We start from the raw sequence: 13,608 nt of genomic DNA, 5'->3' as shown, positions 1-13,608 counted from the left end.
CCCTGTGGAGCCCTTCGCCGAGAGGCGACCGCCATCCGTACCCATCTCGAACCGCCCCGACCGTGATTCCCCCGTCGCGGTCGGGGCTTCTTCTCGTTCGCCTCCTCCTTGGGCCGTCCTGCGTGCCCGGCCCGCCACGCGGGTACCCGGTGACGTCCGCACGGGCAAGTCGCCGAGAGGAGCGCAAGGTGAGCAGCACAACGGGCACGAGGATCGTGGTCACGGGCGCCACCGGCAACGTGGGCACCAGCGTGGTACGGCTGCTCTCGGAGGATCCGGAGGTCGCCTCCGTGCTGGGCCTGGCCCGGCGGATCCCCGAGTGGTCGCCCGCCAGGACGGAATGGGCCGCGGTCGACCTGGCCTCGGACCGGGCGGACCTGACCGGACACTTCGCCGGCGCCGACGCCGTGGTGCATCTGGCCTGGGCCTTCCAGCCGACGCACGACCCGGCGACGACCTGGCGCACGAACGTGCTCGGCTCCATCCGGGTCTTCGAGGCGGTGGCCGCGGCCGGAGTGCCGGCGCTGGTGCACGCCTCGTCGGTGGGCGCCTACTCACCGGGGCCGAAGGACCGCGCGGTGGACGAGTCGTGGCCGACGCACGGCTGGCCCGACGCCGCGTACTGCCGGGAGAAGGCCTATCTGGAACGGGCCCTGGACACCTTCGAGCGCGACCACCCGGGGATCCGGGTGGTGCGGATGCGGCCCGCCTTCCTCTTCAAGCGCGAGTCGGCCAGCGAACAGCGCCGGATCTTCGGCGGCAGGTTCCTGCCGGGCCCGCTGGCGCGGCCGGAACTCCTGCCGTTCCTGCCGGACGTCCCCGGCCTGCGGGTGCAGGCCCTGCACACCGACGACGCGGCGAACGCGTACCGGCTCGCGGTGCGCTCCGGGGACGCCCGGGGCCCCTTCAACCTCGCGGCCGAGCCTCCGGTCGACGCGGCGCTGCTGGGCGAGATGACGGGCGTACGCCCGGTGCGGCTGCCCCGCACCGCGGCCCGCTCCGCGATCGCCGCCGCCTGGGGGCTGCACCTGCTGCCCGCCTCCCCGCACCTGTTCGACGCGGTGCTGCGGCTGCCGCTGATGGACTGCACACGGGCCCGGGCGGAACTGGGCTGGCGTCCGGTCCGCACGGCCACGGAGGTGCTGGAGGAGTTCCTGCGGGGCTTCCAGGAGGGCGCGGGAGCCGCCACCGAGCCGCTGCGCGGGCGCAAGGTCGGCTGAGCGCCGCCCGCTGCGCGGGGACCGGGACCGGAGTCCTCAGCCGGAGGACTCGTCGGGCACCGGGTGCTCCGGGTGCACGGCGCCCGAGTGCGGGGCGCCCTGACGGCCCGTCCCCGCCTCGTCCGTGTCGGGTACGTCGGCGCCGGCGTCGTCGTCGGCCTCCTCTTCACCTTCGGGGCGCTGCCCCTGCTCCAACTGCTCCCGGGTGGGCGCGGCGGCCTCCCAGGGGTCGTCACCGGTCCCTGCCTGCTGGTCCGGCATGTCCCGGGGGACGGGGTCGCCGTTCTCCCCCGGTCCTTCGAGGCGGTGGTCGGTCACGGCGCACTCCCTTTCTGCGGTCGCTGCGGTCGCCGGTCGTTCCGGCCGTCCGAACGCCTGCGGGTACCACCCGCGCCGGCCTGCGAAACGTCGGGGTGACGCCCGTCGGCAAATTCACTGGCACGCCTCCCGCACGGCTATCTACGCTAGGTGGAAACCTAGGATTCCTAGGTTTCCAGTTCCGCCCTCCCGAACGCAGAAGGCATGGGAAGACCATGAGACCACTCACCGAGCAGGACGTCCGAGGCTCCTTCATCAACTGCTCGAAAGGCGAGGCCAAGCGCCTGGCCGTCCCCCGTGACCTCGACGAGCGCCCCTGGGACGATCTCGATTTCCTGGGCTGGCGTGATCCGGGAGCGCCCGACCGCAGCTATCTGGTCGTCGAGCAGGACGAGCGCCTCACCGGTGTGGCCCTGCGCTTCCAGCCGGGCCGGAGCGGCTTCTTCCAGCGCAGCCTGTGCGCGCTGTGCCTGACGACCCATCCGCGGGGCGGGGTGTCGCTGATGACGGCGCGCAAGGCGGGCCCGGCGGGCCGGGAGGGCAACTCGGTCGGTCTGTACATGTGCACCGACCTCGCCTGCTCCCTGTACCTGCGGGGCAAGAAGGCCCCGGAGGGCGGCGCCCGCTTCGAGGAGAGCCTGACCCTGGAGGAACAGGTCGCCCGGACCCTGGGCAACCTGTCCGCCTTCCTCGCCAAGGTGACGTCCTGACGATCACGGAAGCACGGCGGCGCACGGCGCGTGAGATCCCTTCCCACCCCCTTCGTCCGGTTACCGTCCTGTCCGGATACGTTCGAGGCGCCTGGGGAAGGGAACAGCCCGAGGATGCGCGATGTACGTGAGAGAGCCGCGTCGGCCCTGCGGCGGGTGAAGTGGCTCAGGGACCCCATGGTCGTGCAGGCGCTGCGCTCGGCCACCGCCGCGTCGATCGCCTATGTGATCGCCGTGCGGCTGACCCCCGACAAGTCGGCGGCGCCGCTCACCGCGCCCCTCACCGCGCTGCTGGTCGTCCAGGTCACCCTGTACGCCACGCTCAAGATGAGTTTCCGCCGGGTGAACGCCGTGGTGGCCGGCGTCCTGGTCGCCATCGCCTTCAGTCAGCTGGTCGGACTGAGCTGGTGGAGTCTGGCCCTGGTGATCGTGGCGGCGCTGGGCGTCGGACACCTGGTGCGGGCGCACGAGTTCGTGGCCGAGGTGGCGATCAGCGCGATGCTGGTGCTGGGCGTGACCTCACACGGGTCCCTGGCCTGGGCGCGGGTGGTGGAGACGCTGATCGGCGCGATCGTCGGCCTGGCCTTCAACCTGGTGCTGGCGCCGCCGGTGTGGGTGGAGCAGGCGGGCGAGTCGATCGAGGGGCTGGCCCGGCGGGTGCGGCAGCTGATGCTGCGGATGGGCGAGGAGGCCTCGGGCGCCACGGCGTTCCACGAGGCGGCGGCCCGGCTGCACGAGGCCCGCCGCCTCGACCACGAGATCGGCGAGGTGGACGAGGACCTCCGGCAGGCGGAGGACAGTCTGCGGCTCAATCCCCGTGTGCGCGAGGGGCTGCTCCACCGGGTGGTGCTGCGCTCGGGTCTGGACACGCTGGAGATCTGCACGGTGGTGATGCGGGTCCTCGCCCGCACCTTCACCGACCTCGCCAAGGAACGGGAGCCCGAGCCGCTGTTCCCGCCCGAGACGGGCGCCACCGTCGAGCAGCTCCTGTCCGAGATCGCCGACGCCGTCGTAAGCTTCGCGGTCCTGGTCACCACCAGCGTCAGCGATGACGCCGAGTCCGCCGAGGAGCGGCTCTCCGCCCAGCTGCGGCAGGCCGCGGTCACCCGCGACCGGCTGGCCGGGCTGCTCCTCGAAGAGGTCCGGCGCGACCAGCGGCAGTGGCAGTTGCAGGGCGCGGTGCTGACCGAGGTCAACCGCATCATCGACGAGATGGACACCGAGCACCGTTCGCGCCGGCTCCTGGAGGAACTGGACCGGCACACGCGCGAGCAGCGCGAACGCATGCCTCGGCTGACCCAACTGCGCGACCGGGTGCGGTCCCGGCTGCGGAAGCGCAAGCGCGGCACCGCTACGCGGCGTTCCCCCTGAGAACGCCGTACAACGACGGCCGTACAACGACGGTCGCAGAACGACGGCCGTACGAAGTAGCGCCGGCCGGAACAACGGGGGCCGCGGCTCGCGGTGCCGTGCCGCGGGGCTCGGGTCTCCCGGCGTCGTCGGCGCGTCCGCGGCGGCGGGGTGGCCCCGCCCGCCTCAGCCGTCGCCGTCGGCGCGCTGCCGTTGCAGGGTCCGGGGGCGGGAGGCCGCGCCGGCCTGGGCCAGAAGTACGTGCATCCGCTCCGTGAGCTGGGCGATGTCGTCGGCCGGCCTGTGGAAGGGCAGCCGTACGTCGCCGTGGGCGCGGACGCGCTCGATGCGCAGCGTCAGTCCGTGCCGGTCGACGGCGAGGGGCCGCACCCGGACCGCGCCGTGCAGGCTGTCGGCGTCGACGAGCCGGGTCAGCCGCTCCACCGCGTCGCCGTGGCAGTCGGCGAGATGGGTCAGCAGCCGGGCCTCGGCGAGCGCCAACGGATCGGGTGCGGCGGCGGCGAAGTCGTCGAGGTCGACGACCACGGCACCGGACGGCTGCCGCAGCACCACGCGCGTGGGCCGGAACGCCAGGTGACCGTCCTCCGGGGCGAACCAGCCCGCGAGCCAGAGCCGGGCCCTGATCCGGCCCCGGACCGGCACGGGCGCCACGTCGGCGAACTCCAGCACCGCGGACGGCTCCCCGCGGGGCGCGCAGATCGCCGCCGCGAGCAGTGCGCTGTCCTCGGGCACATGCAGCAGCACCCGGCCGTCGTCGGCGACGCCGTGCGCGCCGACGAACTCCTCGCGTCCGCCCTCCGCGGTCACCGCACAGGACCAGGCGGCGGCGAGCACGGAGCGGGCCCGTTCCGCAGCGGCAGGCGCGGCCGTCCAGGTGTGGCTGTCACCCATCCCCAACCTCCGTCGTCAATTCAATCGTTCAGTTCATTAGGTAAGGCTCACCTAACCTATCGGAGATCGGGGTGTGCGCCAACCAGGACGCCGGATCTTTGCGAGACTTCTCAGCGCGCCGGACGGCGCATTTCAGCGGCCTGACGGCGCGTTTCGGAGTGCAACGGGGGCGCTCACGGCGCGATGGCACCGAGCAGGGACCGTGCGCACAGGTCACGCACCTGCTCCAGGGCCGGCTCCGGGTCCCGCAGCCACTCCAGGCAGACCGCGGTGGTGAACGCCAGCCAGCCCCGCACCGCCAGCCGCACGTCGGCGCGCTCCCCGAAGGCCGGTCCGAACTCCGGGTCGGCGGCCAGGGCGGCGAGGATCTGCCGCTCCTGCGCGGCCAGCGCCTGCCGGTAGACCCTGCGCACCGCCTGGTCCCCGGTCGCGTCGGCGCGATGGAAGGCGCGGTAGCCGTGCGCGTGGGCCCGGACGTACTCCAGGTACGCGTCGAGGCCCGCGGCGAGTTGTTCCCGGACGGGCACACCGGGCACGGCCGCCGTCATCCGCAGCATCCGCTCGCTCTCGCGCTCGACGACCGCCGCGAAGAAGTCCCGCTTGTTCGGGAAGTAGTGGTACAGCAGCCCCCGGGAGACCCCGGCGATCTCGGCGACCCGCTCGATCCACACGTCGTCGTAGGGACTCTCCGAGAACAGCCGCGCGCCCACCGACAGCAACTGCTCCCGGCGCTCCTCGGTACTGAGCCTGCGGCGGGTGCGCTCGCCCTGGTTCGCGGCCATGTCCGCACCTTACTTGACGCCGATTCAACAACGGGACGAGACTGGGGCGCGCTATTGAATCCATGTACAACACGCCTGCCCGGCACGTGCAACACGCCGCTGCGTCAAGGGAGATCGCGTCATGGCCCGGACGACGGACCGACTGGCACCGGACGGACTGCCGAAGGGCTTCCGCAGCGCCGAGCTGGGCTGGCCCGAACTGCACCGCATCCCCCGCCCGCCCTACCGGCTCCCGCTGCTCGGGGACGTGGTCGGGGCGAGCCGGAGCACCCCGATGCAGGACTCGCTGCGCTACGCCCGGCGACTGGGGCCGATCTTCCGGCGGCGGGCGTTCGGCAAGGAGTTCGTGTTCGTGTGGGGCGCCGCGCTCGCCGCCGACCTGGCCGACGAGACGCGGTTCGCCAAGCACGTGGGGCTGGGCGTGGCCAACCTGCGGCCGGTCGCCGGGGACGGGCTGTTCACGGCGTACAACCACGAGTCCAACTGGCAGCTCGCGCACGACGTGCTGGCCCCCGGGTTCAGCCGGGAGGCCATGGCGGGCTACCACGTGATGATGCTGGACGTGGCCGCACGGCTCACCGAACACTGGGACCGGGCCGTGGCCGGGGGCCGGTCGGTGGATGTGCCGGGTGACATGACCAAACTGACGCTGGAGACGATCTCGCGCACCGGATTCGGGCACGACTTCGGTTCCTTCGAGCGCTCCCGCCCGCATCCCTTCGTGACCGCGATGGTGGGCACGCTCGGCTACGCACAGCGTCTGAACACGGTGCCCGCGCCGCTGGCCCCCTGGCTGCTGCGCCGCGCGAGCCGGCGCAACACCGCCGACATCGCCTACCTCAACCGCACGGTCGACGACCTCGTGCGCGCCCGCCGGACCGGCGGCGGGAGCGGCACGGGTGACCTGCTCGACAGGATGCTGGAGACGGCCCACCCGGAAACGGGCGAACGGCTGTCGGCGGAGAACGTCCGCCGACAGGTCATCACCTTCCTGGTGGCCGGCCACGAGACCACCTCGGGCGCGCTCTCCTTCGCTCTGCACTACCTCGCCCGGCACCCCGAGGTGGCGGCCCGGGCCCGCGCCGAGGTGGACCGGGTCTGGGGCGGCACCGAGGCGCCCGGCTACGAGCAGGTGGCCAAACTGCGCTATGTGCGCCGGGTGCTGGACGAGTCGCTGCGGCTGTGGCCGACCGCGCCCGCCTTCGCGCGCGAGGCCCGCCGGGACACCGTGCTGGACGGTACGCATCCGATGCGGCGCGGAGCCTGGGCGCTGGTGCTGACCGGCATGCTGCACCGCGACCCTCAGGTGTGGGGGCCGGACGCCGAACGGTTCGACCCGGACCGCTTCGAGGCCAAGGCCGTACGGTCACGCGCCCCGCACACCTTCAAACCGTTCGGCACGGGCGCCCGGGCGTGCATCGGGCGGCAGTTCGCGCTGCACGAGGCGACGCTGGTCCTCGGGCTGCTGCTGCGCCGCTACGAACTGCGCCCGGAGCCGGACTACCGGCTCCGGGTGACCGAGCGGCTGACGCTGATGCCGGAGGGGTTGCGGCTCCATCTGGAGCGGCGGCCCGCGACCGGCCGGCCCGCGGCGACGGACGGCGCGCCCCTGTCCGAGGACGCCGCCTCAGCCGCCCGCTGTCCAGTGCACCGGGTGGGTGACTGAGCCCGGCAGCCTGGTGCCGGCGCTGCCCCGGGCCGCGGTGAGCTGCGGCTGGGTCAGGAAGAAGGCTCCCGTCAGGTCCGCGTCCGTGAGGTCGGCGTCGCGCAGGTCCGCGCCGATCAGGTCGGCGCCCCGCAGGTCGGCGCCGGTGAGGTCGGCGGCGATGAGATAAGCGCCGCGCAGGTCCGCGCCGCTGAGGTCGGCGCCCTTGAGGCGGGCGCCCATCAGGTCCGCGCCCCGGCGGTTCTTCTTCTTGCCGCGGGTGCCGGCCCGCGCCAGCTCGCTGGTGCGCAGCAGGAGCACGTTGACCCGCTGCCGGTGCGCGGCCACGTCCAGGGTGGCCAGTTCCTCGGGGGTCCCCTCGGCGAGCCGCTCGGTGTCGGCCAGGAGCCGGCGCAGGTCGGCGTGGACGGGGCGGGCCGCGGGCAGGCTCAGCGCCTCGGTCAGGTACCAGAGCAGCTCGTGCAGCTGGCGGACGACCGGGAACACGTCGAACATGCGGCGGGTGCGCTCCGGCGGTCCGCTGCGCCAGTCCCGGCCGCCGAAGGTGACCTGCGAGACCCGCTGCCCGGCGCCGAAGCAGTCGTAGACCGTGCAGCCGGTGAAGCCGGTCTCCCGCAGCCGTGCGTGAATACCGCAGCGGTGGTCGTCCTGGAGGTTGGTGCAGGGCTTTCCGGCGTCCTTGTCGACCGCGAAGTCCCTGGACCGGGCGAAGGGCAGGGCCACGCAGCACAGGCCGAAGCAACGCTCGCAGTCGCCGCGCAGTTCCGCCTGGTCAGCCGTGTGATCTCGCATGACGTCGAGCATACGGCCCGCCGGAGAGGGCGCCTGCGGGCCCCGGTCCGGCCGGCGCTCGGTCAGGCTTCCAGGCCGGACACGTCCAGGCGGGCCAGCCGGTCCGGGTCGGCCAGGATGTACAGGCCGGTGATGAGACCGTCGACGACGGTGACGCAGGTGACCGACCGCGGACGTCCCTCCACCACGGCGGCGGTGCCGACCGTGCCGTTGACCAGGACGAGCCGTGCGAATCCGGCGAGGTGCCGGAAGTGGAACGCCCCGGTGGCGACCGTCCGGGCCCCCCGCAGCACCTTCGAAGCCGCCGCTCCGGAAGCCAGTGCGCCGGCGTCGGCCCGCAGCACCACGTCGGGGTGGAGCACGGACACCAAGGCGTCGAAGTCGCCGGCCCGGCTCGCCGCCAGGAAGGCCTCGACCACCCGGCGCTGTCTGCCGAGGTCGGGGTCGGCCGCCGGGGTGGCGTCCCGGACCCGGCGCCGGGCGCGGCTGGCCAGCTGCCGGGTGGCGGCCGGACTGCGTTCGAGGACCGGCGCGATGTCGTCGAAGGGCACGGCGAACATGTCGTGCAGCACGAACGCCAGCCGCTCGGCCGGCTCCAGGGTCTCCAGCACCACCAGCAGGGCCACCCCGACCGAGTCGGTGTGGAGGGCCTCCTCCTCCGGGTCGCCCTGCGGCAGCGCCCTCAGCACGGGGTCCGGTACGAAGGTGTCGAAGCCCTCGGTCATCGGCTCCTCGCGGCGCGCGGTGCGGGAGCGCAGCAGATCCAGGCAGACCCGGCCGGTCACCGTGGTGAGCCAGGCGCCGAGGTTGTCGATACCGTCGGCGCCGGCCCGGTCGAGCCGCAGCCAGGCCTCCTGAACGGCGTCCTCCGCCTCGGTCAGCGAACCGAGCATGCGGTAGGCCACGGCCTTCAGCTGCCCGCGGTGCTCCTCGAACCGCTCCGCGAGCCGCTGGTCCCCCTGCTTCCCCGCCATGTACTCCCCCGTCACGCTTTCCCCCACGTGCTACCGACCGAAGACTTCGAAGGTCACCGCGGGCTTCCCGCCGAACCGCTCCCCCGCGGACTCGGCGAAGCCGACGAGGAAACCGCGCACGTACGTCTCCGGGTCCTCGTCGGTCAGCGCCTCGATGTAGGTGCGGTGTTCCAGCAGGGAACGGACCGCTCGCTCCAGGCCCGGTGTGGCGTCCACGGCGTGCGTGGGCGAGGAGGAACCGGCGACCGCGACCCAGCGCACGCCGTCCCAGGGCTCGAGCCCCCGCTCGGTCAGCTCCGGGAAGATCCACCGGTTGCCGGCGTCCCCCGCGGCGTCGAGGGTGGCCCGCCCGACGGCGACGTGGTCCGGGGTGTTCCAGGCGACGCCGCCCCAGGTGTCGCGGTGGTTGAGGGTGATGACCAGCTCGGGCCGGTGCCGGCGGATCGCTGCGGCGATGTCCCGGCGCAGTGCGGTGCCGTACTCGATCACGCCGTCCCGGTGGTCGAGGAACTCCACCTCGCTCACCCCGACGACGGCCGCGCTCGCCCGCTGCTCACGCTCCCGCAGCGGGCCGGCCTCGGCCGGCGCCAGGGTGTCGATGCCCGCCTCGCCCCGGGTGGCGAGGACGTAGGCGACCTCGCGGCCCTCGTCGGTCCAGGCCGCGATCGCCGCCGAGCAGCCGTACTCCAGGTCGTCCGGGTGGGCGACGACGGCCAGGGCGCGCCGCCAGTCGCCGGGCATGGGCTCCAGTTGCGTGATCGTCGGCTCCGTCATGCCCGCACACTAACCCGTGCCGCCGACATCCCACCCGGAATTCGAACCCGGCGCCGTTCAGGCCTCGTCGCGGGCGAGGGCGAGCAGCCGGTCCAGGACGCGGGGGCCGCCGGCCCGGACGCCGTCGTGCTCGAACTCGTCGGTGACCCAGGTGCGCAGGCGGATCGTGCGGGCGGTGGTCAGCGCGTGGGCGGTGTCGACGTACATGTCGTCGTGGTAGACGGCCGCGGCGGCCGGCACCTCGTTGGCGGCGAGGCGGGCGGGGTCGTAGAGCGGGGTCCAGTCGGTGCGGGCGGCGAGCAGTTCGGCGGTCTCGCGCAGCGGGCGCAGCGCCGGGTCGCAGTCGAACATCCAGGGGTGGATCGACTCGCCGGTGAACAGCAGCGGTTCGTCGCCCGCGAGAGCCTTGGCGGCGTCGAAGCGCGGGAACTCGGCGCGGACGCGCTCGGCCGACCAGTTCGTGGGGCGTGCGTCCTGGCCGTAGATGGCCTCGTGGACGAGGGCGTACAGCGGGTGGCCCGCGTACGAGAGCAGGGACTGCGCCTGCTCCTGGAAGGCGTCGGACAGCTCGTGCCCGCGCGGGGTGCGGACGAAGGCGTCCTCCAGCAGGAAGTGCAGGCGGTGGCTGCCCTCGCTGCCGCCGAGCAGGATGCCCAGGGACTGGAAGGCCTCGACGGTGAGCCGGTAGCCGTTCGGCAGGACGACGTCGTGGGTGAGCAGGTGGTCGGCGATGCGGCGGGCGCGCTCGACGTCCTGCGGGTAGCGGGCGTAGTGCGCGGCGACCTTGCGCTCGATGCGGGGGTAGGCGGCCCGGTAGACGTCGTCGGCGTGGGCGTCCAGGGAGGGCAGGCCACCGGTGATCAGGGCGGTGCTCAGGCCCTCGGGGGCGAGCGACAGGTAGGCGACGGTGCAGAAACCGCCGAAGCTCTGGCCGAGGACGGTCCAGGGGGCGCCCCCGGTGATCTGCGGCCGGATGGTCTCGCAGTCGCGGACGATGGAGTCGGCGCGGAAGTGGGTGAGGTAGTCGGCCTGCTCGGCGGGACCACCGCGCAGCGGGAGCGTCTGGCGGTTGGCGGGCGTGGAGGCGCCGGTGCCGCGCTGGTCCAGGAGGAGGACGCGGTACTCCTTCAGAGCGCGGCCGAGCCATGCGGGACGGCCGATGAAACGGTTCGCCCCGAAGCCGGGGCCGCCCTGGAGGTAGACCAGCCACGGCAGGTCCCGGTCCGCCTTGTCGCTCGCGACGGCCTCGCGGGCGTACAGCTCGATCGTCTCCCCGCCGGGGTCGGCGTGGTCGAGGGGCACGGTGAATCGGCGGTCGGTGAGGACGACGCCGGGCTGGCGGTAGCTGACGCTCAACGGGGGCTCCCGGGACGGACGGATCGCACGGTCGGACCGTGCGAACGGATCTTTCGGCCGTGTCCCAGTTCAGCACACGTCCTTGCGGAGACCGACCCCCGGGACCGGGATTCGTGCTGAACGGACGGTCAGCGGGCGGCGAGACTGGAGCGCCGTACCACCAGTTCCGGCTGGAGGACCACCCGCCGGTGTGCGTGGGTACGGTCCGTGCCCTCCAGCTCCGTCTCCTCCAGGAGCAGTTCGGCGGCCATGGCGCCCATGGTGACGGCGGGCTGGCGCACGGAGGTGAGGGGGACGGCCGCGGCGGCGGCGAACTCGATGTCGTCGTAGCCCACGATCGCGAGGTCGTCGGGGACGCCGACGCCGGCCGCGTACAGGGCCTGGAGAACGCCGAGGGCGAGCAGGTCGTTGGCGCAGAAGACGGCGGTGGGCCGGTCGGCGAGGCCGAGCAGGCGGGCACCGGCGTCCCGGCCGGCGGCGACGTCGAGCCGTTCGGTGGGCAGCTCGCGCAGGGCGTCGGGGCCGAGGCCGGCCTCGGCGAGGGCGTTCAGGGCGCCGGTGCGGCGGTCGCGCACCTGATTGAGGCCGGGCGGGCCGCTGACGTACGCGATGGAGCGGTGCCCGGCGTCCACCAGGTGCCGCACCGCGAGGGCGCCGCCCGCGACGTCGTCCACGGAGACGGAGCACTCGGTGGTGCCCTCGGCGACCCGGTCGACCAGCACGAAGGGGATGTTGTGCCGGCGGAAGCCCTCGATGTTGCGGCCGGTGGCGTCGGCCGGGGTGAGCAGGACGCCCCGCACCCGCTGCTCGGCGAAGAGCGAGAGGTACTCGGCCTCCTCCCCCGGGTTCTGCGCGCTGTTGCAGACCATCACGCCGAGACCGGCGTCGCGTGCGGCCCGCTCGGCGCCGCGCGCGACGTCGACGAAGAAGGGGTTGCCCATGTCCAGGACGAGCAGCCCCATGATCCGGCTGCGGCCCGCGCGCAGCTGGCGCGCGGACTCGCTGCGGACGTAGCCGAGCCGGTCGATCGCGGACAGCACGCGCGCGCGGGTCTCGGTCGCGACGGTGTCGGGGCGGTTGATGACGTTGGAGACCGTGCCCACGGATACTCCGGCGGCGCGGGCGACGTCCTTGATACCCACCGAATGGGCCATCGGGCAGGGACCTCCAGGGTCGGGCTGGGGAGCGTGCGCCAGGGACGCGGGGCGGCCGGGAGACCTTCACATTACCCGCGCCGTCCTGGGAAGACCTTCGTGGGAGACCTCCGTGGGCAGACCTCCGCGGGAGACCTCCGTGCGCAGACCTCCGTCAGGCGGGCAGCCGGAAGTCGACGACGTGGAGCGCCGAGGGTGCGGTGCCGCTCGACCTCTCCTGGTACATGACCGAGAGCACGCCGTCCCGGGCGACGCGCGTCTCGTCGACCAGCACCTCGCCGAAGGCGTTCAGCCCGGACCCGTCGTACAGCAGCCGCCAGTCGGTGTACCCGGACGCCGCGGAGGCGCCGGCGATCCTGCCGTACGGGAACACCGCGTAGGCGTTGTCGTACCGGTCCAGGACCAGCCGGGTGCGCTGGCTGGAGTTGAGCGGTACCGGTATCTCGGTCTTGCGCCATGCGCCGGAGGCGTCCTTGCGGAGGTGGAAGGCGCGGCCGTGCGCGGTGCGGTCGGCGACGTAGTCGGTGGTGCACCGGCCGAAGCGGCCCGGGACGTAGGAGATGATCGCGTGCGGCCGGCCGGCGGAGTCGGTGCTCTGGCTCTCCTGGTTCATCAGGGAGTGATCGGGGCTCAGGGGGTCCACGACGAGGCCGGCGTCGGTGACGGAGACCCGGTCGGCTCCGCCGGTGGTGCCGACGACCGTGCCGGCGTCGTTGCGCCAGGTGCGGCCCCGGTCGTCCGAGTACACGTAGCCGGTGTCGTGGTTGGTGATGCCGCCGCCGGAGCACATCACGGCGCCGCTGCGCTCGCGCCAGGTGAAGAAGGCGTGCAGGCGGCCCCTGCGGTCGTAGTCGATGCCGTGCAGGTACATGTTGCGGGCGGTCGAGGAGCCGTGCTCGCTGCGGTAGGTGCCGGTGGAGCTGGACCACTCCCCCAGCTCGGTCCACCGGCGGCCGTCGTACTCGGCGAGCGCGTTGCGGCCGTCGCCGGAGACGCCGGCCCGGTAGCTGAGCTGGAGCCGTCCGTTCGGGGCGGCGACGAACTGGGGGTAGGTGAACTGCGGGGTGAGGGTGAGTCCGTCGAGGGTGGACCGCGGGGCGCCGAAGCGGCTCGCGGTCCAGCTGAGCCCGGTCGGGTCGTCCAGGAGGTGGGCGGCGGACTTGACGTAGGTGAAGCCGTCGCTGTGGGAGTCCATGTGGAGGTGCAGGCGGCCGTCGGTGCGGGAGACGCCCATGGAGATGACGTTGTGCGAGTCGTCGTACCGGAGGGTGTGACCGACCCGCACCGTCTGCCAGGTGCCCGCCCCGAGCGCGCGGCGGGCGACGACGGCGTTGCGGTCGGCGGTGTACCAGGCGGCGTACTGGTGGCCCTTGTGGGTGAGGATGCCGTTCTTCTGGAAGGAGTTGTTGTTGACCAGGCCGTCGTAGGAGACGAAGTAGATCGCCCGGCTGTCGAGCGTGGTGCGTCCGGCCGGGGTGACCGACGGGCCGGGGACGGCGGCTGCCCGCGCGGTCGTGCCGGCGGTCGCCAGGACGGGGACGGCGAGGGCGCCGGTGAGGAGGGTGCGGCGTCGCATGACGGGGGTGTCTCCGTTCTCGGG

Annotated in this window: 13 protein-coding genes; 4 read left to right on the top strand and 9 right to left on the bottom strand. The window is 73.4% G+C overall.

Annotated elements, in window-relative coordinates; translation table 11 throughout:
* Positions 1-188 precede the first annotated feature (188 nt).
* A complete protein-coding gene (locus tag ACLIN4_RS31705; RefSeq protein WP_382022037.1) occupies positions 189-1,220 on the top strand; it encodes an SDR family oxidoreductase in 1,032 nt (343 codons plus the stop codon).
* A gap of 36 nt (positions 1,221-1,256) precedes the next feature.
* On the opposite strand, the gene ACLIN4_RS31700 is transcribed toward ACLIN4_RS31705, so the two are convergent.
* Positions 1,257-1,538 (bottom strand): hypothetical protein, encoded by a 282-nt coding sequence (locus ACLIN4_RS31700; RefSeq protein WP_107478750.1) that lies wholly within the window; start codon positions 1,536-1,538, stop codon positions 1,257-1,259.
* A gap of 215 nt (positions 1,539-1,753) precedes the next feature.
* On the opposite strand from ACLIN4_RS31700, the gene ACLIN4_RS31695 reads away from it, so the two are divergent.
* A complete protein-coding gene (locus ACLIN4_RS31695; RefSeq protein ID WP_269958644.1) occupies positions 1,754-2,248 on the top strand; it encodes an FBP domain-containing protein in 495 nt (164 codons plus the stop codon).
* 114 nt (positions 2,249-2,362) lie between these two features.
* The gene (locus ACLIN4_RS31690) at positions 2,363-3,619 is read left to right on the top strand and encodes an FUSC family protein (RefSeq protein ID WP_107478749.1); all 1,257 of its coding nucleotides are present in this window, start codon (positions 2,363-2,365) and stop codon (positions 3,617-3,619) included.
* Between the two features lie 165 nt (positions 3,620-3,784).
* Here the strand turns inward: ACLIN4_RS31690 and ACLIN4_RS31685 are convergent, their stop codons facing one another.
* Together ACLIN4_RS31685 and ACLIN4_RS31680 are read right to left on the bottom strand one after the other, a co-directional pair.
* Positions 3,785-4,510, bottom strand: a complete 726-nt coding sequence (locus ACLIN4_RS31685; protein ID WP_107478748.1) for a DUF2470 domain-containing protein — start codon at positions 4,508-4,510, stop codon at positions 3,785-3,787.
* Between the two features lie 173 nt (positions 4,511-4,683).
* Positions 4,684-5,292 carry a TetR/AcrR family transcriptional regulator gene (locus tag ACLIN4_RS31680; RefSeq protein WP_107478747.1) on the bottom strand — a complete coding sequence of 203 codons (609 nt, stop codon included), beginning with the start codon at positions 5,290-5,292 and terminating at the stop codon, positions 4,684-4,686.
* 121 nt (positions 5,293-5,413) lie between these two features.
* Between ACLIN4_RS31680 and ACLIN4_RS31675 the strand changes: the two genes are divergently transcribed.
* The gene (locus ACLIN4_RS31675; protein WP_107478746.1) at positions 5,414-6,958 is read left to right on the top strand and encodes a cytochrome P450; all 1,545 of its coding nucleotides are present in this window, start codon (positions 5,414-5,416) and stop codon (positions 6,956-6,958) included.
* Here the strand turns inward: ACLIN4_RS31675 and ACLIN4_RS31670 are convergent.
* The 6 genes from ACLIN4_RS31670 to ACLIN4_RS31645 form a co-directional block, all read right to left on the bottom strand.
* Positions 6,920-7,750 carry a pentapeptide repeat-containing protein gene (locus tag ACLIN4_RS31670; RefSeq protein WP_373428971.1) on the bottom strand — a complete coding sequence of 277 codons (831 nt, stop codon included), beginning with the start codon at positions 7,748-7,750 and terminating at the stop codon, positions 6,920-6,922. The two genes, ACLIN4_RS31675 and ACLIN4_RS31670, sit on opposite strands and share 39 nt — an antisense overlap.
* 62 nt (positions 7,751-7,812) lie before the next feature.
* On the bottom strand, positions 7,813-8,724 hold the full coding sequence (gene sigJ, locus ACLIN4_RS31665; protein WP_289909151.1) for an RNA polymerase sigma factor SigJ: 912 nt from the start codon (positions 8,722-8,724) through the stop codon (positions 7,813-7,815).
* Positions 8,725-8,754: 30 nt separating this feature from the next.
* On the bottom strand, positions 8,755-9,498 hold the full coding sequence (locus ACLIN4_RS31660) for a PIG-L deacetylase family protein (RefSeq protein ID WP_107477491.1): 744 nt from the start codon (positions 9,496-9,498) through the stop codon (positions 8,755-8,757).
* 57 nt (positions 9,499-9,555) lie between these two features.
* Positions 9,556-10,854: an alpha/beta fold hydrolase gene (locus tag ACLIN4_RS31655; protein ID WP_411576473.1), complete on the bottom strand. Its 1,299-nt coding sequence runs from the start codon at positions 10,852-10,854 to the stop codon at positions 9,556-9,558.
* Between the two features lie 128 nt (positions 10,855-10,982).
* Complete coding sequence (locus ACLIN4_RS31650) at positions 10,983-12,008, bottom strand: LacI family DNA-binding transcriptional regulator (protein ID WP_289909153.1); 1,026 nt, start codon at positions 12,006-12,008, stop codon at positions 10,983-10,985.
* Positions 12,009-12,162: 154 nt separating this feature from the next.
* Positions 12,163-13,584, bottom strand: coding sequence for a BNR repeat-containing protein (locus tag ACLIN4_RS31645; RefSeq protein WP_290011959.1), 1,422 nt, complete (start codon positions 13,582-13,584; stop codon positions 12,163-12,165).
* Positions 13,585-13,608 lie beyond the last annotated feature (24 nt).

Source organism: Streptomyces mutabilis (assembly GCF_046628145.1).
In the GTDB taxonomy this organism is placed as follows: domain Bacteria; phylum Actinomycetota; class Actinomycetes; order Streptomycetales; family Streptomycetaceae; genus Streptomyces; species Streptomyces mutabilis.
The sequence above is the reverse complement of the archived record's forward strand: the minus strand, read 5'-3'. Positions and strand labels throughout refer to the sequence as shown.

Bases quoted from the DNA above. Each gene is read 5' to 3' on its own strand.
- ACLIN4_RS31695 (WP_269958644.1), top strand. From the start codon at position 1,754: ATGAGACCACTCACCGAGCAGGACGTCCGAGGCTCCTTCATCAACTGC.
- ACLIN4_RS31690 (WP_107478749.1), top strand. From the start codon at position 2,363: ATGCGCGATGTACGTGAGAGAGCCGCGTCGGCCCTGCGGCGGGTGAAG.
- ACLIN4_RS31685 (WP_107478748.1), bottom strand. From the start codon at position 4,510: ATGGGTGACAGCCACACCTGGACGGCCGCGCCTGCCGCTGCGGAACGG.
- ACLIN4_RS31680 (WP_107478747.1), bottom strand. From the start codon at position 5,292: ATGGCCGCGAACCAGGGCGAGCGCACCCGCCGCAGGCTCAGTACCGAG.
- ACLIN4_RS31675 (WP_107478746.1), top strand. From the start codon at position 5,414: ATGGCCCGGACGACGGACCGACTGGCACCGGACGGACTGCCGAAGGGC.
- ACLIN4_RS31670 (WP_373428971.1), bottom strand. From the start codon at position 7,750: ATGCGAGATCACACGGCTGACCAGGCGGAACTGCGCGGCGACTGCGAG.
- sigJ (WP_289909151.1), bottom strand. From the start codon at position 8,724: ATGGCGGGGAAGCAGGGGGACCAGCGGCTCGCGGAGCGGTTCGAGGAG.
- ACLIN4_RS31660 (WP_107477491.1), bottom strand. From the start codon at position 9,498: ATGACGGAGCCGACGATCACGCAACTGGAGCCCATGCCCGGCGACTGG.
- ACLIN4_RS31650 (WP_289909153.1), bottom strand. From the start codon at position 12,008: ATGGCCCATTCGGTGGGTATCAAGGACGTCGCCCGCGCCGCCGGAGTA.
- ACLIN4_RS31645 (WP_290011959.1), bottom strand. From the start codon at position 13,584: ATGCGACGCCGCACCCTCCTCACCGGCGCCCTCGCCGTCCCCGTCCTG.